Source organism: Limimaricola pyoseonensis, assembly GCF_900102015.1.
Lineage (GTDB): Bacteria > Pseudomonadota > Alphaproteobacteria > Rhodobacterales > Rhodobacteraceae > Limimaricola > Limimaricola pyoseonensis.
In genome coordinates, this window is record NZ_FNAT01000001.1 from 24,143 (window position 1) to 45,424 (window position 21,282).

Sequence of the window (21,282 nt, forward strand, 5' to 3'; positions counted from 1 at the left end):
CGCCGGCGAGCGGCGCCCAGACGACCGGAACCGAACGATGCTGCGCAGACTGCACCCCCATCAGCCCGAGAGCTTCGCCTTCACCCCGGCCAACCAGGCCTGGGCCGAGGCGCAGATCACCAAGTATCCCGAAGGCCGCCAGGCCTCGGCGGTGATCCCGCTGCTGTGGCGCGCCCAGGAACAGGAAGGCTGGCTGACCCGCCCGGCGATCGAGCATGTCGCCGACATGCTCGGCATGGCCTATATCCGCGTGCTCGAGGTCGCGACCTTCTACTTCATGTTCCAGCTGCAGCCCGTGGGCTCGGTGGCGCATGTGCAGGTCTGCGGCACGCTGTCTTGCATGCTCTGCGGCTCCGAGGACCTGATGAAGGTCTGCCGCGAGAAGATCGCCGACAAGCCGCACGAGCTGTCGGCCGACGGCAAGTTCTCCTGGGAGGAGGTCGAGTGCCTCGGCGCCTGCGCCAACGCGCCGATGGCGCAGATCGGCAAGGACTACTACGAGGACCTGACCACCGAGCGCCTGGCCGAGATCCTCGACGAGATGGCCGCCGGTCGCGTGCCGACCCCGGGGCCGCAGAACGGCCGCTACGCCTCCGAGCCGCTCGAGAACCTGACCTCGCTGGCCGAGGGCTCCGAGGGCCGCGCGGCGGGCAACGCCTCGGTCGCGCTGGCCACCGATATCGGCGACACGATCAAGCGCATCGACGGCACCGAGGTGCCGCTGGTCGCCTCCTGGCAGCGCCAGGACGACCACGAGGCCGAGGGTCTCGAGGACCCGGCCGAGCCCGCGCCCGCGCATGACCGCCCGGCCGACGCCTCTGGCGTGACCGAGCAGGAGGCCCCGGCCTCCAGCGCCGCCAAGCCGGTCTCGGCCGACTTCCCGGCCGAGGAGCCGCGCGACGCCGTCGACGGCGACGAAACGCCCGAGGGCGGCAAGCCGGTGGTGGACGAGGGCGAGGCCGCGCCGATCGTCGACGAGGACGACGAGACCGCCGACAAGGCCGGCACCGCCGACCCGGCCGCGCCGGGCGGGGTCTACAACGCCCCCAAGACCCAGAAGCCGGGCGGCACCGGCGAGGGCGACAAGAAGAAGCCCTCGGAGGAATGATGCCGCCTCGCGCCGCAGGGACGGATGACCGGTGCGGGCCCGCGTGGCCCGTGTCGGCGTTTGATTCGGCGGCGCAGCGTCCTATCACGAAGGGAGGGGCCGCGAGCCCCGGCCAGAGGGAGGACGTGGCATGAACTTGGACTGCCGGACCATCTCGATCGGGGGCTCCGCGCTTGGCGGCCTGCTGATCGCGCTATTGCTGGCGGCCGGCGAGCGGGGGCTGTTCACCTCGCTGCTGATCGGCGCCGCGCTGGCCGTAGCGGCGGGGTTCCTGCTGCTCGCCTATGTCTGCACCGGCGAGGATGCCGCGGCGGGCGGCGAGAGCGGCACCACGCCGGAGACGGCGCGGATCGACGAGGCCGAGACGCCGCCTGCGCCCTTCGCGACGCCCACGGCCGAGCCCGAGCACCGGGCGGCCGAGAGCGAAGGCGATGCGGCGGCGCGGCGCGACGCGCCCGATACCGCCGAGGCGACACCTGAAAGGCCGGCCGAGGCCGGCGTGCCGTCCGAACGCGCGATGGCGCGGCCGGTCAACGGCGCGACCGTGCTGGACGAGGCCGGCTCGGACGAGGTCGAGCAGGAGGATGCGGATCTTGGCGACGAGGTGAGCGGGATCACGCACCATGAGACCGCCGCCGCCGGCGATGTCGACATGCCCGACGCCGTGGCGGCCGACGCGCAGCGCGCGCCGAAGCTGCTCGAAGCGCCGCGCGGCGGGGCCGGAGACGACCTCAAGCAGCTGCGCGGCGTCGGGCCGAAGCTCGAGGAGCAGCTCAACCGGCTCGGTGTCTGGCATCTCGACCAGATCGCCGGCTGGAGCGAGGCCGAGGCGCTCTGGATCGACGACCACCTGGAAGGCTTCAGGGGCCGCATCCTGCGCGATGACTGGATCGGCCAGGCCCGCGAGCTGACCGGGCAGGAATCCGCGTGAGCCGAGAGGGCGCGCGGGGCCGGCGGGCGGCATTGGTGCTGGCCGGGACCGGCGTGTTCTGGATCGCGGCGACGGCGGCGGGGATCCTTCTGGACCTGCCGCAGCGCTGGCGCGGATTGTTCGACCTGATGGCCCTCGCTGGGTTCGTCATGGGCTTGTGGATGACATATCAAACCTGGCGCGCGCGCCAGGACGACGAAAGGTGAGCCGATGCTCAAGGATCAGGACCGCATTTTCACCAACCTCTACGGGATGCACGACCGCAGCCTGAAGGGCGCGCGCTCGCGCGGCCACTGGGACGGCACCGCCGGCATCATCCAGAAGGGGCGCGACTGGATCGTCGAGCAGATGAAGGCGTCCGGCCTGCGCGGCCGCGGCGGCGCCGGCTTCCCGACCGGCCTGAAGTGGTCCTTCATGCCCAAGGAAAGCGACGGCCGGCCCGCCTATCTCGTCGTCAACGCCGACGAATCCGAGCCCGGCACCTGCAAGGACCGGGAGATCATGCGCCACGATCCGCACACGCTGATCGAGGGCTGCCTGATCGCCTCCTTCGCGATGGGCGCGCATGCCTGCTACATCTACCTGCGGGGCGAATACATCCGCGAGCGCGAGGAACTGCAGCGCGCCATCGACGAGTGCTACGACGCGGGCCTTCTGGGTCGCAACGCCGCCGGTTCGGGCTGGGATTTCGACCTCTACCTGCATCACGGCGCTGGCGCCTACATCTGCGGCGAGGAGACCGCGCTGCTCGAGAGCCTCGAGGGCAAGAAGGGCATGCCGCGCATGAAGCCGCCCTTCCCGGCGGGCGCGGGCCTCTACGGCTGCCCGACCACGGTGAACAACGTCGAGTCGATCGCCGTCGTGCCGACCATCCTGCGTCGCGGGCCGGAATGGTTCGCGGGCTTCGGCCGGCCGAACAACACCGGCACCAAGCTCTTCGCGATCTCGGGCCACGTGAACAAGCCCTGCGTGGTCGAGGAAGAGATGTCGATCCCGTTCAAGGAGCTGATCGACAAGCATTGCGGCGGCATCCGCGGCGGTTGGGGCAACCTCAAGGCGGTGATCCCCGGCGGCTCCTCGGTGCCCTGCCTGCGCGCCGAGACCATGGAAGACGCGATCATGGACTTCGACTGGCTGCGCGAGCAGCGCTCGGGCCTCGGCACCGCGGCGGTGATCGTGATGGATCAGTCCACCGACATGATCAAGGCGATCTGGCGGCTGGCCAAGTTCTACAAGCACGAGAGCTGCGGCCAGTGCACGCCCTGCCGCGAAGGCACCGGCTGGATGATGCGGGTGCTCGAGCGCATGGTGCGCGGTGACGCGGCGGTCGAGGAGATCGAGATGCTGCTCGACGTGACCAAGCAGGTCGAGGGCCACACCATCTGCGCGCTCGGCGACGCGGCGGCCTGGCCGATCCAGGGCCTGATCCGCAACTTCCGCGACGAGATCGAGGACCGGATCAAGGGCCGGAGCACCCACGCGGTCGCGGCCGAATGAAGCTGCGCGACGAGATCCTGAAGAACGTCGGGGTCTGGCTCGCGGTCTACCCCTCGGTGCTGGCCTTCAGCTACGGCTTCAAGTGGCTCGGCATCGAGGTGGCGCTGTGGATCGAGATCCTGATCTCGACCGCGCTGACGGTGCCGCTCATTTCCTACGTCGCGGTGCCGATCGTCGAGAAGCTGATCGCCGATTACGAGAACACCACGCCGGCCGAGATGAAGCGCGAGGAAGCCGAGGAAGCCCCCGGCGGACGCAAGTCGAAAAGCTGACGGGCGGAAGCCCTGGACGACACGGCCGGCCCGGACCTCCGGGCCGGCCTTTTTCGTTTCGGCGCGGCGGTGTTCCGCCCGGGATAACGCATCGCGACAGCGTGATATTGAATATCGCCGCACCGGGTCCAGTCTCTGCCCCGAGAAGCGCCGGCGGGCCGACAAGCACCGCCCGAACCGGCGCCCCCTGAGGAGAGACCACGATGACCGTTCCCCATATCGTCAAGGGATCCGCGCTGATCCTTGGCTTCGTGCTGGTCGCCGGCGCGACCGCGGCGCTGCCGGCGCTGCGCGACAACCAGAAGATCCGCGACGGGCTGATCTCGACCGCCATCGCCTACGAGATCGGCCGCAAATGCGACAGTCTCGACGCGCGCTGGCTGACGGGCATCGGCTTTCTGAACTCCCTGCGCAGCCATGCGCTCGACCTCGGCTACAGCCGGGCGCAGATCAGCGCCTTCATCGACGACGACGCCGAGAAGGACATCCTCGAGGCCGAGGCGCGGGCGCTGCTGGAGGCCAAGGGCGGCGTCGAGGGCCAGTGGGAGACCTATTGCGAGGTCGGCCGCCGCGAAATCGCCGCCGGCAGCCGCATCGGCACGCTGCTGCAATAGCGGGCAGGGGGGCGCAGGCCCCCCCGCGCGACAATTTTCCCCGATACCGGCTATGGATGCGTCTGGCATCGCCGGGCGAGGCACGCTAGAAGGCCCCGGACCGCGGCCCCCCTGTCGGTGGCCGCGTCCGACGCGAGGAAAGGGGCGGCCTGCCATGTCCGATTTGCGCAAAGTCAGCATCGACGGAAAGGTCATCGAAGTGCCGGGGGCGATGACGCTCATCCAGGCCTGCGAGACCGCGGGGATCGAAATTCCCCGCTTCTGCTATCACGAGCGGCTGAGCATCGCCGGCAACTGCCGCATGTGCCTGGTCGAGGTCGTCGGCGGTCCGCCGAAGCCCGCCGCCTCCTGCGCCATGCAGGTCAAGGACCTGCGCCCCGGGCCGGAAGGCGCGCCGCCGCAGGTCAGGACCAACTCGCCGATGGTCAAGAAGGCGCGCGAAGGGGTGATGGAGTTCCTGCTCATCAACCACCCGCTCGACTGCCCGATCTGCGACCAGGGCGGCGAATGCGACCTGCAAGACCAGGCCATGGCCTACGGCGTCGACTTCTCGCGCTTCCGCGAACCCAAGCGCGCGGTCGAGGATCTCGATCTCGGGCCGCTGGTCGAGACCCACATGACGCGCTGCATCTCCTGCACGCGCTGCGTGCGTTTCACCACCGAGGTGGCGGGCATCAGCCAGATGGGCCAGACCGGTCGCGGCGAGGATGCCGAGATCACCAGCTACCTCGCCGAGACGCTCGATTCGAACCTGCAGGGCAACATCATCGACCTGTGCCCCGTGGGCGCGCTGGTCTCCAAGCCCTACGCCTTCAACGCCCGCCCCTGGGAGCTGACCAAGACCGAGACCATCGACGTGATGGACGCGCTCGGCTCGTCGATCCGGGTGGACACCAAGGGCCGCAAGGTGATGCGCATCCTGCCGCGCAACCATGACGGCACCAACGAGGAGTGGCTCTCCGACAAGGCGCGCTTCGTCTGGGACGGCCTGTCGCGCCAGCGTCTCGACTCGCCCTACATCCGCGAGAACGGCAAGCTGCGCCGCGCCGACTGGCCCGAGGCGCTGGCCGCGGCCGCATCCGCGATCGGCGGCGCCCAGAAGCTCGCCGGCCTGGTGGGCGATCTCGCCCCGACCGAGGCGGCCTTCGCGCTCAAGCAGCTGGTCGAAGGGCAGGGCGGCGTCGTGGAATGCCGCACCGACGGCGCGAAGCTGCCCGCGGGCAACCGTTCGGCCTATGTCGGAACCGCCCGGGTCGAGGATCTGGACACCGCCAGGCACATCATGCTGGTCGGCACCAACCCGGCCGTCGAGGCGCCGGTGCTCAACGCGCGGATCCGCAAGGCCTGGCTCGCGGGCGCCAATGTCGGCCATGTCGGCAAGGCCGCCGAGCTGACCTACGAGCATCACCATGCCGGCACCGGCCGCAAGGCGCTGGCCGACCTGCTGGGCCACGAGTTCGGCGCGGTGCTCGACGAGCCGTCGGTGGTCGTGGTCGGGCAGGGCGCTCTGACCGGGGCCGATGGCGAGGCCGTCCTGGGCCACGCCATGGCGCTGGCCGAGCGCACCAAGAGCAAGCTTCTCGTGCTGCATTCGGCCGCGGGCCGGGTCGGCGCGATGGATGTGGGCGCCACCGCCGAGGGCGGCGTCGCGGCCGCTCTCGAGGGCGCCGACGTGATCTACAACATGGGCGCCGACGAGATCGCGCTGCCCGATGGCGCCTTCGTCATCTATCAGGGCAGCCACGGCGATCGCGGCGCGCACCGCGCCGACCTGATCCTGCCGGCGGCGGCCTGGACCGAGGAGACCGGTCTCTTCGTCAACACCGAAGGCCGGCCGCAGCTGGCGCTGCGGGCGAACTTCGCGCCGGGCCAGGCCAAGGAGAACTGGGCCATCCTGCGCGCGCTCTCGGCCGAGCTGGGCGCCGCCCAGCCCTGGAGCTCGATCGCGCAGCTGCGCCAGGCGCTGGTCGCGGCGCATCCGCACCTGCAGCGCATCGACGAGGTCGCCGAGAACGAGTGGCAGCCGCTGCCCGAGGGCAGCCTCGACGAGTCGCTGGGCGATTTCGAGAGCACCGTCGCCGAGCACTACCTCACCAACCCGGTGGCCCGCGCCAGCGAGCTGATGGGCGAGCTGGCCGGCAACGCGCGGGCGCGGCGCCAGAGCGCGCTCGCGGCGGAGTGAGGGTGCGGGCCGTCGCGCTCATCGCGCTGGCCGGCCTCTCGGCCGGCTGCAGCCCCGCCGCCGAGGCGGCGCGGGGTTCGGCGGCGGCCCCGCTCTACCAGGGGGTGGAAACCCGCCTGCTCGACGGCGATCTCGTCAACTTCCACGTCGCGATGCGGGGCGGCGCGGGGGCGGATGACGTGACGCGCTACGCCGAATGCGCGGCGGCGCAATACGCGCTGATCCGGGGCTACGGTTTCGCCCGGCACGTGCGGACGCAAATCGATGAATCGGCTGGAAACTGGCGCGCCGATGCTGTTTACACCATCTCGCCGGCCCTCCCGCAGGGGTCGCGCACGATCGATGCCGAAGTCACCGTGGAAAACTGCGGTCTGAACGGCATCCCGACGGTCTGAGGGACGCACCATGGTCGAATTCTTCACCGAAACCAGCATCGGTCAGGTGCTGCTGATCCTCGGTCAGTCGCTTTTGCTGATCGTGCCGCTCCTGGTGGCGCTGGCCTTCCTGCTGCTGATCGACCGCAAGGTCTGGGCGGCGGTGCAGATGCGCAAGGGGCCGAACATCGTCGGGCCCTTCGGCCTGCTGCAGAGCTTCGCCGACTTTCTGAAATACATCGTCAAGGAAGTGGTCGTGCCCGCCGGCGCCGACCGCTCGGTGTTCTTCCTGGCGCCGATGATCTCCTTCGTGATGGCGGTGATCGCCTGGGCGGTGATCCCCTTCGCGGATGGCTGGGTGCTGGCCGATCTCAACGTGGCGCTGCTCTACGTCTTCGCGGTCTCCTCGCTCGAGGTCTACGGCGTGATCATGGGCGGCTGGGCCTCGAACTCGAAATACCCGTTCCTCGGCTCGCTGCGCTCGGCGGCGCAGATGATCTCCTACGAGGTCTCGATCGGCCTGATCATCGTCGGCGTGATCATCTCGACCGGCAGCTTCAACTTCGGCCAGATCGTGGCGGCGCAGGACGGTGATTTCGGCCTGTTCAACTGGTACTGGCTGCCGCATTTCCCGATGCTGTTCCTGTTCCTGATCTCGGCCATGGCCGAGACCAACCGCCCGCCCTTCGACCTGCCCGAGGCCGAGTCCGAGCTCGTCGCCGGCTACCAGGTGGAATACAGCTCGACCCCGTTCCTGCTGTTCATGATCGGCGAATACGTCGCGATCGTGCTGATGTGCGCGCTGGTGTCGCTGCTGTTCTTCGGCGGCTGGCTGTCGCCCATCCCCGGCCTGCCCGACGGCGTGCTGTGGATGGTCCTGAAGATGTTCTTCGTCTTCTTCATCTTCGCGATGGTGAAGGCGATCACCCCCCGTTACCGCTACGACCAGCTGATGCGCCTGGGCTGGAAGGTGTTCCTGCCGCTGTCGCTGGCCTGGGTGGTGATCGTGTCCTTCCTCGCAAAATTCGAGGTCCTGGGCGGGTTCTGGGCCCGCTGGACCCTGGGAGTCTGAGCATGACGCAGATCGACTACACCCGCGCCGCCAAGTATTTCCTGCTGCAGGATTTCGCCAAGGGCATGAAGCTCGGGCTGAAGTACTTCTTCGGCCGCAAGGCGACCGTGAACTATCCGCACGAGAAGGGGCCGCTCTCGGTCCGCTTCCGCGGCGAGCACGCGCTGCGCCGCTATCCCAACGGCGAGGAGCGCTGCATCGCCTGCAAGCTGTGCGAAGCGGTCTGCCCGGCGCAGGCGATCACCATCGATGCCGAACCGCGCGAGGACGGCTCGCGCCGCACCACGCGCTACGACATCGACATGACGAAGTGCATCTATTGCGGCTTCTGCCAGGAGGCCTGCCCGGTGGATGCCATCGTCGAGGGGCCGAACTTCGAGTACTCGACCGAGACCCGCGAAGAGCTCTACTACGACAAGGCGAAGCTGCTGGCGAACGGCGACCGCTGGGAAGCCGAGATCGCGCGCAACCTCGAGCTCGACGCGCCGTACCGCTGAAGGACCGGGCGATGACCGATCAGAACCCCTTCGCGCAGATGATGAAGATGGGCCAGGACTGGGCCCGCCAGATGAACCCCGCGCTCGAGCATTTCACGCCCAAGGGCTTCGAACAGCTCTGGCCGACCATGCCTAAGGAGATGATGGAGGCGTTCATGGGACGCACCCTCAACCCCGAGGGGCTGGACGCCAAGACCCGTCTGCTGCTGACCCTGACCGGTCTCACCATCCTCGGCGCGCAAGCCGAGAGCCAGATCCGCCTAACCGTGCGCCACGCGCGCGAGGCCGGCGCCACGAAACAGGAGATCGCCGAGACCATCGCCCAGGCGGGCATGTTCGGCGGCGTCCCCGCGATGACCAAGGCGATGGAGCTCGCCACCGAGGTCATGGATGCGGATCCCGGAAAGGACAGTGAACGATGAACGCCGTCGCCATCATCTTCTACCTCTTCGCGCTGTCGGTGATCACCGGCGGCCTGTTCACGGTGATCGCCCGCAACCCGGTGCATTCGGTGCTCTGGCTGATCCTCTCCTTCCTGAGCTCGGCCGGCCTGTTCATCCTGGTGGGCGCCGAGTTCGTCGCGCTGCTGCTGGTCATCGTCTATGTCGGCGCCGTCGCGGTGCTGTTCCTCTTCGTGGTGATGATGCTCGACGTCGACTTCGCCGAGCTGAAGGCGGAAATGGCCAAGTACATGCCGCTGGCGCTGCTGATCGGCGTGGTTCTCCTGATGCAGCTGGCGCTGGCCTTCGGCGTCTGGGACACCTCGGAAGGCTATGCCGAGCGTCTCGCCGCGCCCTACGTGCTCGACGTCGAGAACACGCAGGGCTTGGGCATGCTGCTCTACGACCGCTACATCCTGCTGTTCCAGCTCGCGGGTCTCGTGCTGCTGGTGGCGATGATCGGGGCGATCGTTCTGACGCTGCGCCACCGCAAGGACGTCAAGCGCCAGGACGTGCTGGCGCAGATGTATCGCGACCCGGCCAAGGCGCTGGAGATGAAGGACGTGAAGCCCGGCCAGGGGCTCTGAGCTTTCCGCCGCGGCCCCGGGCCGCGGCCGCGCGGCCCCTCCCGGGTCGCTGATAGATATTGCAACGGGTAGGCAAGGCCCGGAGGGACAAGAATGGACGCTGTACTCGCCGAAAGCCCGATCGGGCTCGAACATTACCTCACCGTCGCGGCGGCGCTCTTCGTGATCGGGATCTTCGGGCTGTTCCTGAACCGCAAGAACGTCATCATCATCCTGATGTCGATCGAGCTGATCCTGCTGGCGGTGAACATCAACTTCGTCGCCTTCTCGGCCTTCCTCGGCGATCTCGTCGGCCAGGTCTTCACGCTGTTCGTGCTGACCGTGGCCGCCGCCGAGGCGGCGATCGGCCTCGCCATCCTGGTCTGCTTCTTCCGCACCCGCGGCACCATCGACGTCGAAGACGTCAACATGATGAAAGGCTGAGGGTCATGGAAACGATCATCCTCTTCGCACCCCTCGTCGGCGCGCTGATCGCCGGCTTCGGCTGGCGCCTGATCTCCGAGGCCGGCGCGCAATGGGTCGCGACCTCGCTGGTCGGCCTGTCCTGCCTGCTGTCGTGGATCGTGTTCCTTGGCCATGACGGCCAGCTCGAGCAGATCCAGATCCTGCGCTGGATCGAGAGCGGCAGCCTCGCCACCGACTGGGCGATCCGGCTCGACCGGCTGACCGCGATCATGCTGATCGTGATCAACACCGTTTCCTTCCTCGTGCACCTCTACAGCTTCGGCTACATGGCGCATGACGAGAACTTCCGCCCGGGCGAAAGCTACAGGCCGCGCTTCTTCGCCTACCTGTCCTTCTTTACCTTCGCGATGCTGACGCTGGTGACGGCGGACAACCTCGTGCAGATGTTCTTCGGCTGGGAAGGCGTCGGCGTCGCCTCCTACCTGCTGATCGGCTTCTACTTCCGCAAGCCCAGCGCCAACGCCGCGGCGATGAAGGCCTTCGTGGTCAACCGCGTCGGCGATTTCGGCTTCGCGCTCGGCATCTTCGCGCTCTACTACCTCGTCGACTCGATTCAGTTCTCCGACATCTTCGCGGCGGCGCCGCAGATCGCCCGGCTCGAGCTCGAGTTCATCGGCCTGCAGTTCGACGCGGTCGAGATCGTGGCCGTGCTGCTGTTCGTCGGCGCGATGGGCAAGTCGGCGCAGCTGCTGCTGCACACCTGGCTGCCCGACGCGATGGAAGGCCCGACCCCGGTTTCGGCGCTGATCCACGCCGCGACCATGGTGACCGCGGGCGTCTTCCTGGTCTGCCGGATGTCGCCGATCCTCGAATTCGCGCCCGACGCCAAGACGATCATCGTCTTCATCGGCGCCACCACCGCTTTCTTCGCCGCGACCGTCGGCCTCGTGCAGACCGACATCAAGCGCGTGATCGCCTATTCGACCTGTTCGCAGCTGGGCTACATGTTCGTGGCCGCGGGCTCGGGCGTCTACTCGGCGGCGATGTTCCACCTGTTCACCCACGCCTTCTTCAAGGCGCTGCTGTTCCTCGGGGCCGGCTCGGTCATCCACGCGATGCACCACGAGCAGGACATGCGGAACTACGGCGGCCTGCGCAAGAAGATCCCCTACACCTACTGGGCGATGATGATCGGCACGCTGGCGATCACCGGCGTCGGCATTCCGCTGACCCATATCGGCTTCGCGGGCTTCCTGTCGAAGGACGCCATCATCGAGAGCGCCTGGGCCGGCGGTGGCGAATACGCCTTCTGGCTGCTGGTGATCGCGGCGGCGATGACGAGCTTCTACTCGTGGCGGCTCATCTTCCTGACCTTCCACGGCAAGCCGCGCGGCGACCAGCACACCCACGACCACGCGCATGAGAGCCCCGGCACGATGCTGGTGCCGCTCGGCGTGCTGAGCCTCGGCGCCGTGCTGGCCGGCATGATCTGGTACTCGCCGTTCTTCGGCGACCATGCCCGCGTCAACCAGTTCTTCGGCATCCCGTCGGCGCATGACAGCGTCGAGGGCGCGGATGGCCACGCCGAGGGCGTCGCCGGCGCGACCGAGGAGCTGGCCGAGGGCGACCTCGAGCACGCCGCCGAGGCCGTGACCGAGGACGCGGTGGCCGAGGACGGCCATGGTGCCGGGCATGACGACCACGCCGTGGCCGGCGTCGCGGCGCCGGGCGAGGGCGCGATCTACATGGCGCCCGAGAACCACGTCATGGACGAGGCGCACCACGCGCCGGTCTGGGTCAAGGTCTCGCCCTTCGTCGCGATGCTGTCGGGCCTGCTGCTGGCCTGGGCGATGTATATCCGCGACCCCGAGGCGCCCGGCCGGCTCGCGCGCAACCAGCGCCCGCTCTACAACTTCCTGCTCAACAAGTGGTACTTCGACGAGCTTTACGACTTCGTCTTCGTGCGCCCGGCGCAGGCCATCGGCCGCTTCTTCTGGAAGCGCGGCGACGGCAGCGTCATCGACGGCGGCATCAACGGCGTGGCGATGGGCGTGGTGCCCTTCTTCACCCGGCTCGCCGGCCGCGCGCAGAGCGGATACGTCTTCACCTATGCCTTCGCGATGGTTCTGGGTCTCGCCCTGATCCTGACCTGGATGACTCTGGCCGGGGGGGCCGAATAAACGATGGGCAACCTTCTCTCTCTGACCACCTTCATCCCGCTGCTCGGCGCCGGCATCCTCGCGCTGTTCCTGCGCGGTGACGATCCGGCGGCGCAGCGCAACGCCAAGTGGGTGGCGCTGGCCACCACGGTCTTCACCTTCGTAGTGTCGCTGTTCATCCTCGCGGGCTTCGACCCCTCCGACACGGGCTTCCAGTTCGTCGAGGACCGGCAGTGGCTCCTCGGCATGCGCTACAAGCTCGGCGTCGACGGCATCTCGCTGCTCTTCGTGCTGCTGACCACCTTCCTGATGCCGCTGGTCATCGCCGCCTGCTGGGACGTGACCCACCGCGTGAAGGAGTACATGGTCGCCTTCCTCGTGCTCGAGACGCTGATGATCGGCGTGTTCGTGGCGCTCGACCTTGTGCTGTTCTACCTGTTCTTCGAGGCCGGCCTGATCCCGATGTTCCTGATCATCGGCATCTGGGGCGGCAAGGACCGGATCTACGCCAGCTTCAAGTTCTTCCTCTACACCTTCCTCGGCTCGGTGCTGATGCTGGTGGCGATGGTGGTGATGTTCGCGCAGGCGGGCACGACCGACATCGAGCAGCTGATGAGCTTCAACTTCTCGGCCGAGACCTTCCCGATCCTCGGGGTGCAGATCCTGGGCGGCGTGCAGACGCTGATGTGGTTCGCCTTCTTCGCCTCCTTCGCGGTGAAGATGCCGATGTGGCCGGTGCACACCTGGCTGCCCGACGCCCACGTGCAGGCGCCGACCGCGGGCTCCGTGGTGCTGGCCGCGATCCTGCTGAAGATGGGCGGCTACGGCTTCCTGCGCTTCTCGCTGCCGATGTTCCCGGTGGCCTCCGAGATGTGGGCGCCGCTGGTGCTGTGGATGTCGGCGATCGCCATCGTCTACACCTCGCTCGTCGCGCTGGTGCAGCAGGACATCAAGAAGCTGATCGCCTATTCCTCGGTCGCCCACATGGGCTTCGTCACCGCCGGCATCTTTGCGCTGAACCAGCAGGGCCTCGACGGCGCGATCTTCCAGATGATCAGCCACGGCTTCGTGTCTGGCGCGCTCTTCCTCTGCGTCGGCGTGATCTACGACCGCATGCACACCCGCGAGATCGACGCCTATGGCGGCCTCGTGAACCGGATGCCGGCCTACGCGGCGGTGTTCATGCTGTTCACCATGGCCAATGTCGGCCTGCCGGGCACCTCGGGCTTCGTCGGCGAGTTCCTGACGCTGGTCGGCATGTTCCAGGCCAACACCTGGGTCGCCTTCGTGGCCACCTCGGGCGTGATCCTCTCGGCCGGCTACGCGCTGTGGCTCTACCGCCGGGTGGTGATGGGCGACCTGATCAAGGAAAGCCTGAAGTCGATCACCGACATGACCGCCCGCGAGAAGTGGATCTTCGCGCCGCTGGTGGTGATGACGATCCTGCTCGGCGTCTATCCGAGCCTCGTGACCGACGTGATCGGGCCGAGCGTCGCGCAGCTCGTCGATCAGGTCGAGGTCGCGACCGCCGCCCACGCCGCCGAGGCGACCCTCGACGTCGCCGAGACCGCACAGCACTAAGGACCAGGACACATGTTCTCTCTCGATCTCCAGACCGTCCTGCCGGAGGTGATCCTGTCGGTCTACGCCATGGCCGCACTGATGGCCGGGGTCTACACCACCAAGGACAAGTCGGCCGGCCTCCTGATCTGGGCGACCGCCGCGATGTTCGGCCTCGTGGCCTTCCTCATCGCCACCCGCGAGGGGGTCGACCCGGCCTTCGGCGACAGCTTCGTCGATGACGGCTTCGGCCGCTTCGCCAAGGTGACCATCCTGATCTCGGCCGCCGTGGTGCTGGTGATGAGCCAGGAATACCTCGCCCGCCGCAACCTGCTGCGCTTCGAGTACCCGGTGCTGGTGGCTCTGGCCGTGGTCGGCATGATGGTGATGGTCTCGGCCCGCGACCTGATGGTGCTCTACATGGGCATCGAGCTGCAGTCGCTCGCCATGTACGTCATCGCCGCGCTGCGCCGCGACAGCGTCAAGTCGACCGAGGCCGGCCTGAAGTACTTCGTGCTGGGCGCGCTCAGCTCGGGCCTGATGCTTTACGGCGCTTCGCTGGTCTACGGCTTCGCCGGCACCACCGCCTTCGACGGCATCCTGCTGGCCACGGCCGGCGAGACGCCGCTCGGCGTGATCTTCGGTCTCGTCTTCCTGCTCGCCGGCTTCGCCTTCAAGGTCTCGGCCGCGCCGTTCCACATGTGGACGCCCGACGTTTACGAAGGCGCGCCGACCCCGGTCACCGCCTTCATGGCGACCGCGCCCAAGGTGGCGGCGATCGCGCTCTTCGCCCGCGTCGTCTTCGACGGCTTCGGCGGCGTGGTCGGCGACTGGCAGCAGATCGTGGCCTTCCTGTCGGTGGTCTCGGTGTTCTGGGGCGGCGTCGCCGCCATCGGCCAGACCGACATCAAGCGCCTGATGGCCTATTCCTCGATCGCCCATATGGGCTTCGCGCTGATGGGCCTCGCCTCGGGCACCGCCTTCGGCGTGCAGGCGATGCTGATCTACATGGCGATCTACGTCACCATGAACATCGGCACCTTCGCCTTCATCCTGTCGATGGAGCGCGACGGCCGCCCGGTCACCGACATCCGTGCGCTGAACATGTACTCGCGCTACGCGCCGATGCGCGCGCTCGCGATGCTGGTGCTGCTGTTCAGCTTGGCCGGCGTGCCGCCGATGGTGGGCTTCTTCGGCAAGCTCTACGTGCTGCGCGCGGCCTATGAGGGCGGGCTGACCTGGCTTGCCATCCTCGGGGTGATCGCCTCGGTGATCGGCGCCTACTACTATCTCCGCATCGTCTACTTCATGTATTTTGGCGAGGAGAAGGAATCGCTCGACACCGGCACCTCGCCGCTCCTGTGGGGCGTGCTGATGGCCTCGGCCGCGGTGATGGTGTTCGGCGTGGTCAACCTGTTCGGCATCGAGCCGCTGGCCGCGGCCGCGGCGGCGACCCTTGTCGACTGACGGCAGCCCCGCCGGGCTCTGGCCCGAGGGCTACGAGCGGGTCGTGCTCGACACCGTCGACAGCACCATGGCGGAGGCCGCGCGACGCGCGGCCTCCGGCCTTGATGGCCCCACCTGGATCATGGCGCATCGGCAGGCGCATGGCCGCGGCCGCAGGGGGCGCGACTGGACCAGCCCCGAGGGCAACCTCGCCGCCACGCTGGTATTCCGCCCCGAGGCCACGCCGCACGAGGCCGCCAAGCGCAGCTTCGCCGCCGCCGTCGCCCTGTTCGAGGCGCTGTCGATCTATGTCGACCGCACCCGCCTCTCGCTCAAATGGCCCAACGACGTGCTGCTCGACGGCGGCAAGGTCGCGGGCATCCTGCTCGAGAGCGCCGGGCAGGGGCCTTATGTCGACTGGCTCGCCATCGGTATCGGCGTCAACCTCGCGACGAAGCCCGAGGGCTTGCGCGACGCCGCCTTCCCACCGGTGGCGGTGGCCGACGAGGGCGGCCCGCAGGTCGACCCCGAAGAGTTCCTGACGGTGCTCGCGGATGCCTACGCCACCGAGGAGGGCAAGCTCGACGCCTTCGGCTTCCGCCGGATGCGCGAGGACTGGCTGCGCCACGCGGCGCGGCTGGGCGAGGTGATCACCGCCCGCACCGGGCGCGACGAGGTCACGGGCGTCTTCGAGACCGTGGACGAGGACGGCAATCTCGTCCTCTCGACCCCGCAGGGCCGCCGCGTCATCAGCGCGGCCGACGTGTTCTTCTAGGGGGGCCGGATGCTTCTCGCCATCGATTGCGGCAACACCAACACCGTCTTCTCGATCTGGGACGGGACCAAGTTCCTCGCCACGTGGCGCACCTCGACCGAGTGGCAGCGCACGGCCGACCAGTACTTCGTCTGGCTGTCCACCCTGATGAAGATGCGCGGCATCGAGGCCGAGATCGACGAGATGATCATCTCCTCGACCGTGCCGCGCGTGGTGTTCAACCTGCGTGTCCTCGCGGACCGCTACTTCAACTGCCGGCCCGTCGTGGTCGGCAAGCCCGACTGCCGGCTGCCGGTGGCGCCGCGCGTCGATGCCGGCACGCAGGTCGGGCCCGACCGGCTGGTCAACACCGTCGGGGCCTGGGACCGGCATGGCGGCGACATCGTCGTGGTGGATTTCGGCACCGCCACCACCTTCGACGTGGTCGACACCGACGGCGCCTATGTCGGCGGCGTGATCTCGCCGGGGGTGAACCTGAGCCTCGAGGCGCTGCACCAGGCGGCCGCGGCGCTGCCGCATGTCGATGTCAGCAAGCCCGAGAAGGTGATCGGCACCAACACCGTGGCCTGCATGCAGTCGGGCATCTTCTGGGGCTATGTCGGCCTCGTGCGCGGCATCTGCGACCGCATCCGGGCCGAGCGCGACCGGCCGATGCGGATCATTGGAACCGGGGGGCTTGCACCCCTGTTCGCGCAGGGCGACATGCTGTTCGACGATATCGAGGACGATTTGACGATGCACGGGCTGACCGTCATCCACAGATACAACAAGGAGACCGCATGAGCGGCGAAAGACTGATCTACCTTCCTCTCGGCGGCGCCGGCGAGATCGGCATGAACGCCTATGTCTACGGCTACGGCAAACCGGGTCAGGAACGGCTGATCGTCGTCGATCTCGGCGTGACCTTCCCCGACATGGACACGACGCCCGGCGTCGACCTGATCCTGCCCGACATCACCTGGCTGGCCGAGCGCAAGGATCGCATCGAGGCGATCTTCATCACCCATGCGCATGAAGATCACGTCGGCGCGGTCGGGCATTTCTGGCAGCGTCTCGGCGCGCAGATCCATGCCCGCAAGTTCACCGCGGCCATCGCGCGCCACAAGCTCGACGAGCACGGCGCGCCCGACAGCATCCTCAACGTGGTCGAGCCCTGGCCCGCCACCGTCGAGGCCGGGCCGTTCAAGGTGGGCTTCGTGCCGATCAGCCACTCGATCCCCGAAAGCTCGGGCCTCGTGATCGACAGCCCCGAAGGCCGTGTGCTGCATTCGGGCGACTTCAAGATCGACCACACCCCGGTGGTGGGCGAGCCCTTCAACCCCGACCTCTGGGCCGAGGTCGCGCAGGACGGCGTCAAGGCGCTGGTCTGCGACTCGACCAACGTCTTCTCGCCGCTGCCGGGCCGCTCGGAGGCGACGCTCGCCCCCGAGATCGAGAAGCTGATCGCGGCGCAGCCGGGCATGGTCGTCGCCACCACCTTCGCCTCGAACGTGGCGCGGCTGAAGACCATCGCGGTCGCCGCCGACCGCGCCGGGCGCACCGTCTGCCTTCTGGGCCGCGCCATGCGCCGCATGGTCGAGACCGCGACCGAGTGCGGGCTGCTGCACGGCTTCCCCAAGACCGTCGGCCCGGAAGAGGCTGCCTCGATCCCGCGCGAGAACCTGCTGCTTCTCGTCACCGGCAGCCAGGGCGAGCGCCGCGCGGCCAGCGCGCAGCTGGCGCAGGGCTCCTATCTGGGGCTGAAGCTGCAGGAGGGCGACAGCTTCCTGTTCTCCTCGCGCACCATCCCCGGCAACGAGCGCGGCGTGATCAAGATCATGAACCTGCTCTCCGAGAAGGGCGTGGACGTGATCGAGGACACGCACGGCCTCTACCACGTGTCGGGCCACGCCAACCGGCCGGACCTGCAGCTGCTGCACGACATCGTCAAGCCGCAGTTCCTGATCCCGATGCATGGCGAGCACCGTCACCTGCGCGAACACGTGAAGCTCGGCGCCGAGCGCGGCCTTTCGGGCATCGTCGCGGTGAACGGCATGATGCTCGACCTGTCCGGGAACGCGCCGAAGGTGGCCGAGTACATCGACACCGGCCGCAGCTATCTCGACGGCTCGGTCATGGTGGGGGCGATGGACGGCATCGTGCGCGACCGCATCCGCATGGCGCTCAATGGCCACGTCACCGTGACGATGATCGTCGACGAGAACGACGAGCCGCTGGGCGAGCCGTGGTGCGAGGTGATGGGCCTGCCCGAGACCGGCCGCTCCAAGAAGCCGCTGGTCGAGGTGCTGGAAGAGGATCTCGCGCAGTTCGTGAACCGGGCCGGGGCGAAGATGCTGCGCAACGAGGACCGTCTCGACAAGGAGCTGCGCCGGATCACCCGCTCGACCGCGCAGGCCGAAACCGGCAAGAAGCCCGAGGTGAACGTGGTGGTCAGCCGGCTGAGCTGACACCGCGCCTCTCGCGGAGGCCGCGCCACAAGAAGAAGGGGGCATCGCGCCCCCCTTTTTCATGTCTCACTCAGATCGGATGCGCCGGGCCGGTGCGGCCGCGTCAGCCGCTGCAGACATAGACCGCGCCGCCGATCACCACGACCGAGGCGGCGGCGGCGCCGATCGCCACCGGCCCGGTCAGGGCCGCGGTGACGCCGGGGGCGGCGGTGCCGATGCTGGTGGCGAGCCACTCGGCCGTGCCCTTCAGGATCAGCGCGCCGGAGCTGTGCAGCAGCCGCGCCGGGTCCTCGGCCGCCTGCGCGGGCGTCGGCGGCGGCGTCAGCATCAGCCCGGCCAGCGCCGCGCCGGTGTCGATCGCCGTGTCGGTCGCCGAATTGACCCGGTCGCAGGCCGTGACGCGGCACTGCGCGGTCCGGCCGCGTTCGCCCGGAACCAGCAGCCAGCCCGCGTCTTCCGGGTCGGGCGCGAGGCAGTAGCCCTCGGTCTCCTCGGGCGGCAGTTCGACCGCGAGATAGGTGAAGAGCACCCGGCTGTCGCAATCCGGCGCCTGGCCCCAGGCGCGGTTCCACACCGCGCCCGGCCAGCGGGCGATGCGCTCTCGGGTGCCGATCTCGGTGTCGAAGGCGATCTCGTCGTCATAGGTGACGACGGTTTCCTGGCCGTTGACGGTGGCGGTGCAATGCCGCTCCTCGGCCGCCGCCGGCAGGGCCGGCAGCAGCGCGAGGATCGCGGCGGGGAGCAGGAGCGTTCGCATGGTGGCGGGGTCAGCCGGCGCGGCGCTCCTTGAAGCTCTTGAGGATGAAGGCCGGGACGTCCTCGCCCATGCCGACCACCTGCTCGTCGGCGTCGTCGCGGCGGCGGTCGCGGCCCGAACGGCCGCGCTGCTGGGCGCGGGGCTGCTCTGCCTTGGCCTCGGGTGCCGGTGCGGGGCGCGGCTGCTGCACCTCGGTCACGGTCTCGGCCTTGGGCTGTTCGGCCTTGGGCTGCTCGGCCTTGGACTGCTCCGGCTTGGACTGCTCCGGCTTGGCCTTGGCGTCGCGCTCCGCGGCCTTCGGCGCGTTGCGCTCGACCCGGCGGCTGCGACCGCGGCGCGGGCGCTCCTCGGCCTCGTCCGGCGTCTCGTCCGCCGCGGTGGTGCCCAGCGGGTTGTCGAGGCGCGGGATCTGCGACTGCACCAGCCGCTCGACATCCTCGAGGTTCTTCTCGTCGCGCGGGCTGCAGATCATGACGGCTGTGCCCTTGCGGCCGGCGCGGCCGGTCCGGCCGATCCGGTGCACGTAATCCTCGGCGTGGCTGGGCACGTCGAAGTTGAAGACATGGCTCACGGAGGGCACGTCGAGACCGCGCGCCGCCACGTCGGAGGCCACCAGGATCGTCACGTCGCCGCTGCGGAACCCTTCGAGCGTGCGGGTCCGCTGGCTCTGGTCGAGGTCGCCATGGATCGGCTCGGCGTTGTAGCCGTATTTCTTCAGGCTCTTGGCGACGATGTCCACGTCCATCTTGCGGTTGCAGAAGATGATCGCGTTGGTGCATGCCTCGCCTTCGGCGTCGATCAGCCGGCGCAGCAGCGCGCGCTTCTCGGCGCTTTCGCGGTCCTTGCGCGAGGGGGCGAACTTGACCACGCCCTGCTTGATGTTCTCGCCCGTGGTGGCGGCGCGGGCCACCTCGATCTTCTCGGGGTTCGACAGGAAGGTATTGGTGATCCGCTCGATCTCGGGCGCCATGGTGGCCGAGAAGAACAGCGTCTGCCGGGTGAAGGGCGTGAGCCCGAAGATCCGCTCGATGTCGGGGATGAAGCCCATGTCGAGCATCCGGTCGGCCTCGTCGACCACCATGATCTGCACGCCGGTCAGCAGCAGCTTGCCGCGCTCGAAATGGTCGAGCAGCCGGCCCGGCGTGGCGATCAGCACGTCGACGCCCTTGTCGATCAGCGCGTCCTGCTCCTTGAAGCTCACGCCGCCGATCAGCAGCGCCTTGGTGAGCTTGGTGTGCTTGGCATAGGTGTCGAAGTTCTCGGCCACCTGCGCAGCGAGCTCGCGCGTCGGGCAGAGCACGAGGCTGCGCGGCATCCGGGCGCGGGCGCGGCCGCGGCCCAGAAGCGTGATCATCGGCAGCGTGAAGCTCGCCGTCTTGCCGGTGCCGGTCTGGGCGATGCCCAGCACGTCGCGGCCCTCGAGCGCGGGCGGGATCGCGCCGGCCTGGATCGGGGTCGGGGTCTCGTAGCCCGCCTCGGCGATCGCCTTGAGCACCTTGGGGTCGAGGTTGAGGTCGTTGAATTGGGTCATGTGAGCCTTTCGCTGCTGCGGCACCGATGGCCGCTGAAGCAGGCGCGGCCCGCCCGGCCGGATTGCCGGGGCGTTCGACTTGGGTGGCCCATAGGCCGAATTGCCTCCGAGGTCAAGAAATCGTCCGGAACGCGGCGGATGCCCTCGCGTTTGATCACGACACGCAGAGAAAGAGGCACAGCATGATCAACAAGTTCGGGACGGCGAAGTGGACCGGCGGGCTGAAGACGGGGCAGGGCCATGTCTCCACCGAGACGGGCGTGCTCGACGACCAGCCCTACGGCTTCAGCAACAGGTTCGAGGGCAAGCCCGGCACCAACCCCGAGGAGCTGATCGGCGCGGCCCATGCCAGCTGCTACGCCATGGCGCTGAGCCTCAATCTCGGCGAGGACGACCTCACGCCTGACGACATCCAGGTGAAATCCACCGTCTCGCTCGAGGAACAGGAGAACGGCTTCGCGATCACGAAGGTGCATCTCGACGTCACCGCCAAGGTGCCCGGCGCCTCCCAGGCGCAGTTCGAAAAGGCCGCGGAGGCGACCAAGACCGGATGCCCGGTGTCGAAGCTGCTCAATGCCGAAGTGACGATGGATGCGAAGCTCGTCGGCTGATCTCGGCCAATGGTGTG

General features: G+C 68.4%; 22 protein-coding genes. 20 read left to right on the plus strand and 2 right to left on the minus strand.

Annotation, left to right across the window (positions count from 1 at the left end; genetic code table 11):
* Positions 1–37 precede the first annotated feature (37 nt).
* The 19 genes from nuoE to BLT43_RS00220 all read left to right on the plus strand — a co-directional run bounded on the left by nuoE (position 38) and on the right by BLT43_RS00220 (position 18,366).
* A complete protein-coding gene (nuoE, locus tag BLT43_RS00130) occupies positions 38–1,108 on the plus strand; it encodes an NADH-quinone oxidoreductase subunit NuoE (RefSeq protein ID WP_090109060.1) in 1,071 nt (356 codons plus the stop codon).
* Positions 1,109–1,238: 130 nt separating this feature from the next.
* Positions 1,239–2,039, plus strand: coding sequence for a hypothetical protein (locus BLT43_RS00135; protein WP_090109062.1), 801 nt, complete (start codon positions 1,239–1,241; stop codon positions 2,037–2,039).
* Positions 2,036–2,245 (plus strand): DUF5337 domain-containing protein, encoded by a 210-nt coding sequence (locus tag BLT43_RS00140; RefSeq protein WP_090109064.1) that lies wholly within the window; start codon positions 2,036–2,038, stop codon positions 2,243–2,245. The genes BLT43_RS00135 and BLT43_RS00140 overlap by 4 nt, the downstream gene beginning before the upstream one ends.
* 4 nt (positions 2,246–2,249) lie before the next feature.
* On the plus strand, positions 2,250–3,536 hold the full coding sequence (nuoF, locus tag BLT43_RS00145) for an NADH-quinone oxidoreductase subunit NuoF (RefSeq protein WP_090109066.1): 1,287 nt from the start codon (positions 2,250–2,252) through the stop codon (positions 3,534–3,536).
* Complete coding sequence (locus BLT43_RS00150) at positions 3,533–3,808, plus strand: putative antibiotic biosynthesis monooxygenase (RefSeq protein ID WP_090109068.1); 276 nt, start codon at positions 3,533–3,535, stop codon at positions 3,806–3,808. Before nuoF ends, BLT43_RS00150 begins: the two co-directional genes overlap by 4 nt.
* Positions 3,809–4,011: 203 nt before the next feature.
* Complete coding sequence (locus tag BLT43_RS00155) at positions 4,012–4,422, plus strand: DUF5333 domain-containing protein (protein ID WP_090109070.1); 411 nt, start codon at positions 4,012–4,014, stop codon at positions 4,420–4,422.
* 154 nt (positions 4,423–4,576) lie between these two features.
* Positions 4,577–6,604 carry an NADH-quinone oxidoreductase subunit NuoG gene (gene nuoG / locus BLT43_RS00160; protein ID WP_090109072.1) on the plus strand — a complete coding sequence of 676 codons (2,028 nt, stop codon included), beginning with the start codon at positions 4,577–4,579 and terminating at the stop codon, positions 6,602–6,604.
* Between the two features lie 2 nt (positions 6,605–6,606).
* Positions 6,607–6,999, plus strand: a complete 393-nt coding sequence (locus BLT43_RS00165; protein WP_090109074.1) for a hypothetical protein — start codon at positions 6,607–6,609, stop codon at positions 6,997–6,999.
* A gap of 10 nt (positions 7,000–7,009) precedes the next feature.
* The gene (nuoH, locus tag BLT43_RS00170) at positions 7,010–8,050 is read left to right on the plus strand and encodes an NADH-quinone oxidoreductase subunit NuoH (protein WP_090109076.1); all 1,041 of its coding nucleotides are present in this window, start codon (positions 7,010–7,012) and stop codon (positions 8,048–8,050) included.
* Positions 8,051–8,052: 2 nt separating this feature from the next.
* Positions 8,053–8,547 (plus strand): NADH-quinone oxidoreductase subunit NuoI, encoded by a 495-nt coding sequence (gene nuoI / locus BLT43_RS00175; protein ID WP_090109078.1) that lies wholly within the window; start codon positions 8,053–8,055, stop codon positions 8,545–8,547.
* Positions 8,548–8,558: 11 nt separating this feature from the next.
* Positions 8,559–8,969, plus strand: a complete 411-nt coding sequence (locus BLT43_RS00180) for a carboxymuconolactone decarboxylase family protein (RefSeq protein ID WP_090109080.1) — start codon at positions 8,559–8,561, stop codon at positions 8,967–8,969.
* Positions 8,966–9,574, plus strand: coding sequence for an NADH-quinone oxidoreductase subunit J (locus BLT43_RS00185; RefSeq protein ID WP_090109082.1), 609 nt, complete (start codon positions 8,966–8,968; stop codon positions 9,572–9,574). The genes BLT43_RS00180 and BLT43_RS00185 overlap by 4 nt, the downstream gene beginning before the upstream one ends.
* Before the next feature lie 93 nt (positions 9,575–9,667).
* Positions 9,668–9,997 carry an NADH-quinone oxidoreductase subunit NuoK gene (gene nuoK / locus BLT43_RS00190; protein ID WP_090109084.1) on the plus strand — a complete coding sequence of 110 codons (330 nt, stop codon included), beginning with the start codon at positions 9,668–9,670 and terminating at the stop codon, positions 9,995–9,997.
* A 5-nt stretch (positions 9,998–10,002) separates the two neighbouring features.
* Positions 10,003–12,159 (plus strand): NADH-quinone oxidoreductase subunit L, encoded by a 2,157-nt coding sequence (nuoL, locus tag BLT43_RS00195; RefSeq protein ID WP_090109086.1) that lies wholly within the window; start codon positions 10,003–10,005, stop codon positions 12,157–12,159.
* Between the two features lie 3 nt (positions 12,160–12,162).
* A complete protein-coding gene (locus tag BLT43_RS00200; RefSeq protein WP_090109087.1) occupies positions 12,163–13,719 on the plus strand; it encodes an NADH-quinone oxidoreductase subunit M in 1,557 nt (518 codons plus the stop codon).
* A 12-nt stretch (positions 13,720–13,731) separates the two neighbouring features.
* A complete protein-coding gene (gene nuoN, locus BLT43_RS00205) occupies positions 13,732–15,165 on the plus strand; it encodes an NADH-quinone oxidoreductase subunit NuoN (RefSeq protein ID WP_090109088.1) in 1,434 nt (477 codons plus the stop codon).
* On the plus strand, positions 15,155–15,919 hold the full coding sequence (locus BLT43_RS00210) for a biotin--[acetyl-CoA-carboxylase] ligase (RefSeq protein WP_278245628.1): 765 nt from the start codon (positions 15,155–15,157) through the stop codon (positions 15,917–15,919). The genes nuoN and BLT43_RS00210 overlap by 11 nt, the downstream gene beginning before the upstream one ends.
* A 9-nt stretch (positions 15,920–15,928) precedes the next feature.
* Entirely contained in the window at positions 15,929–16,702 is a 774-nt protein-coding gene (locus BLT43_RS00215) for a type III pantothenate kinase (protein ID WP_090109089.1), read from the plus strand.
* Positions 16,699–18,366 (plus strand): ribonuclease J, encoded by a 1,668-nt coding sequence (locus tag BLT43_RS00220; RefSeq protein WP_090109090.1) that lies wholly within the window; start codon positions 16,699–16,701, stop codon positions 18,364–18,366. The genes BLT43_RS00215 and BLT43_RS00220 overlap by 4 nt, the downstream gene beginning before the upstream one ends.
* Positions 18,367–18,469: 103 nt before the next feature.
* On the opposite strand, the gene BLT43_RS00225 is transcribed toward BLT43_RS00220, so the two are convergent.
* Complete coding sequence (locus BLT43_RS00225) at positions 18,470–19,123, minus strand: hypothetical protein (RefSeq protein WP_090109091.1); 654 nt, start codon at positions 19,121–19,123, stop codon at positions 18,470–18,472.
* A 10-nt stretch (positions 19,124–19,133) separates the two neighbouring features.
* Positions 19,134–20,654 (minus strand): DEAD/DEAH box helicase, encoded by a 1,521-nt coding sequence (locus BLT43_RS00230; RefSeq protein ID WP_090109092.1) that lies wholly within the window; start codon positions 20,652–20,654, stop codon positions 19,134–19,136.
* Positions 20,655–20,836: 182 nt separating this feature from the next.
* On the opposite strand from BLT43_RS00230, the gene BLT43_RS00235 reads away from it, so the two are divergent.
* Positions 20,837–21,265 (plus strand): OsmC family protein, encoded by a 429-nt coding sequence (locus tag BLT43_RS00235; protein ID WP_090109093.1) that lies wholly within the window; start codon positions 20,837–20,839, stop codon positions 21,263–21,265.
* Positions 21,266–21,282: the final 17 nt, after the last annotated feature.

Coding starts and splice junctions, on each gene's coding strand:
- BLT43_RS00200 (WP_090109087.1), top strand. CDS start 12,163: ATGGGCAACCTTCTCTCTCTGACCACCTTCATCCCGCTGCTCGGCGCC.
- nuoN (WP_090109088.1), top strand. CDS start 13,732: ATGTTCTCTCTCGATCTCCAGACCGTCCTGCCGGAGGTGATCCTGTCG.
- nuoF (WP_090109066.1), top strand. CDS start 2,250: ATGCTCAAGGATCAGGACCGCATTTTCACCAACCTCTACGGGATGCAC.
- nuoK (WP_090109084.1), top strand. CDS start 9,668: ATGGACGCTGTACTCGCCGAAAGCCCGATCGGGCTCGAACATTACCTC.
- BLT43_RS00215 (WP_090109089.1), top strand. CDS start 15,929: ATGCTTCTCGCCATCGATTGCGGCAACACCAACACCGTCTTCTCGATC.
- BLT43_RS00220 (WP_090109090.1), top strand. CDS start 16,699: ATGAGCGGCGAAAGACTGATCTACCTTCCTCTCGGCGGCGCCGGCGAG.
- BLT43_RS00235 (WP_090109093.1), top strand. CDS start 20,837: ATGATCAACAAGTTCGGGACGGCGAAGTGGACCGGCGGGCTGAAGACG.
- BLT43_RS00185 (WP_090109082.1), top strand. CDS start 8,966: ATGAACGCCGTCGCCATCATCTTCTACCTCTTCGCGCTGTCGGTGATC.
- BLT43_RS00230 (WP_090109092.1), bottom strand. CDS start 20,654: ATGACCCAATTCAACGACCTCAACCTCGACCCCAAGGTGCTCAAGGCG.
- nuoI (WP_090109078.1), top strand. CDS start 8,053: ATGACGCAGATCGACTACACCCGCGCCGCCAAGTATTTCCTGCTGCAG.
- BLT43_RS00150 (WP_090109068.1), top strand. CDS start 3,533: ATGAAGCTGCGCGACGAGATCCTGAAGAACGTCGGGGTCTGGCTCGCG.
- nuoE (WP_090109060.1), top strand. CDS start 38: ATGCTGCGCAGACTGCACCCCCATCAGCCCGAGAGCTTCGCCTTCACC.
- BLT43_RS00180 (WP_090109080.1), top strand. CDS start 8,559: ATGACCGATCAGAACCCCTTCGCGCAGATGATGAAGATGGGCCAGGAC.
- nuoL (WP_090109086.1), top strand. CDS start 10,003: ATGGAAACGATCATCCTCTTCGCACCCCTCGTCGGCGCGCTGATCGCC.
- nuoG (WP_090109072.1), top strand. CDS start 4,577: ATGTCCGATTTGCGCAAAGTCAGCATCGACGGAAAGGTCATCGAAGTG.
- nuoH (WP_090109076.1), top strand. CDS start 7,010: ATGGTCGAATTCTTCACCGAAACCAGCATCGGTCAGGTGCTGCTGATC.
- BLT43_RS00135 (WP_090109062.1), top strand. CDS start 1,239: ATGAACTTGGACTGCCGGACCATCTCGATCGGGGGCTCCGCGCTTGGC.
- BLT43_RS00225 (WP_090109091.1), bottom strand. CDS start 19,123: ATGCGAACGCTCCTGCTCCCCGCCGCGATCCTCGCGCTGCTGCCGGCC.
- BLT43_RS00155 (WP_090109070.1), top strand. CDS start 4,012: ATGACCGTTCCCCATATCGTCAAGGGATCCGCGCTGATCCTTGGCTTC.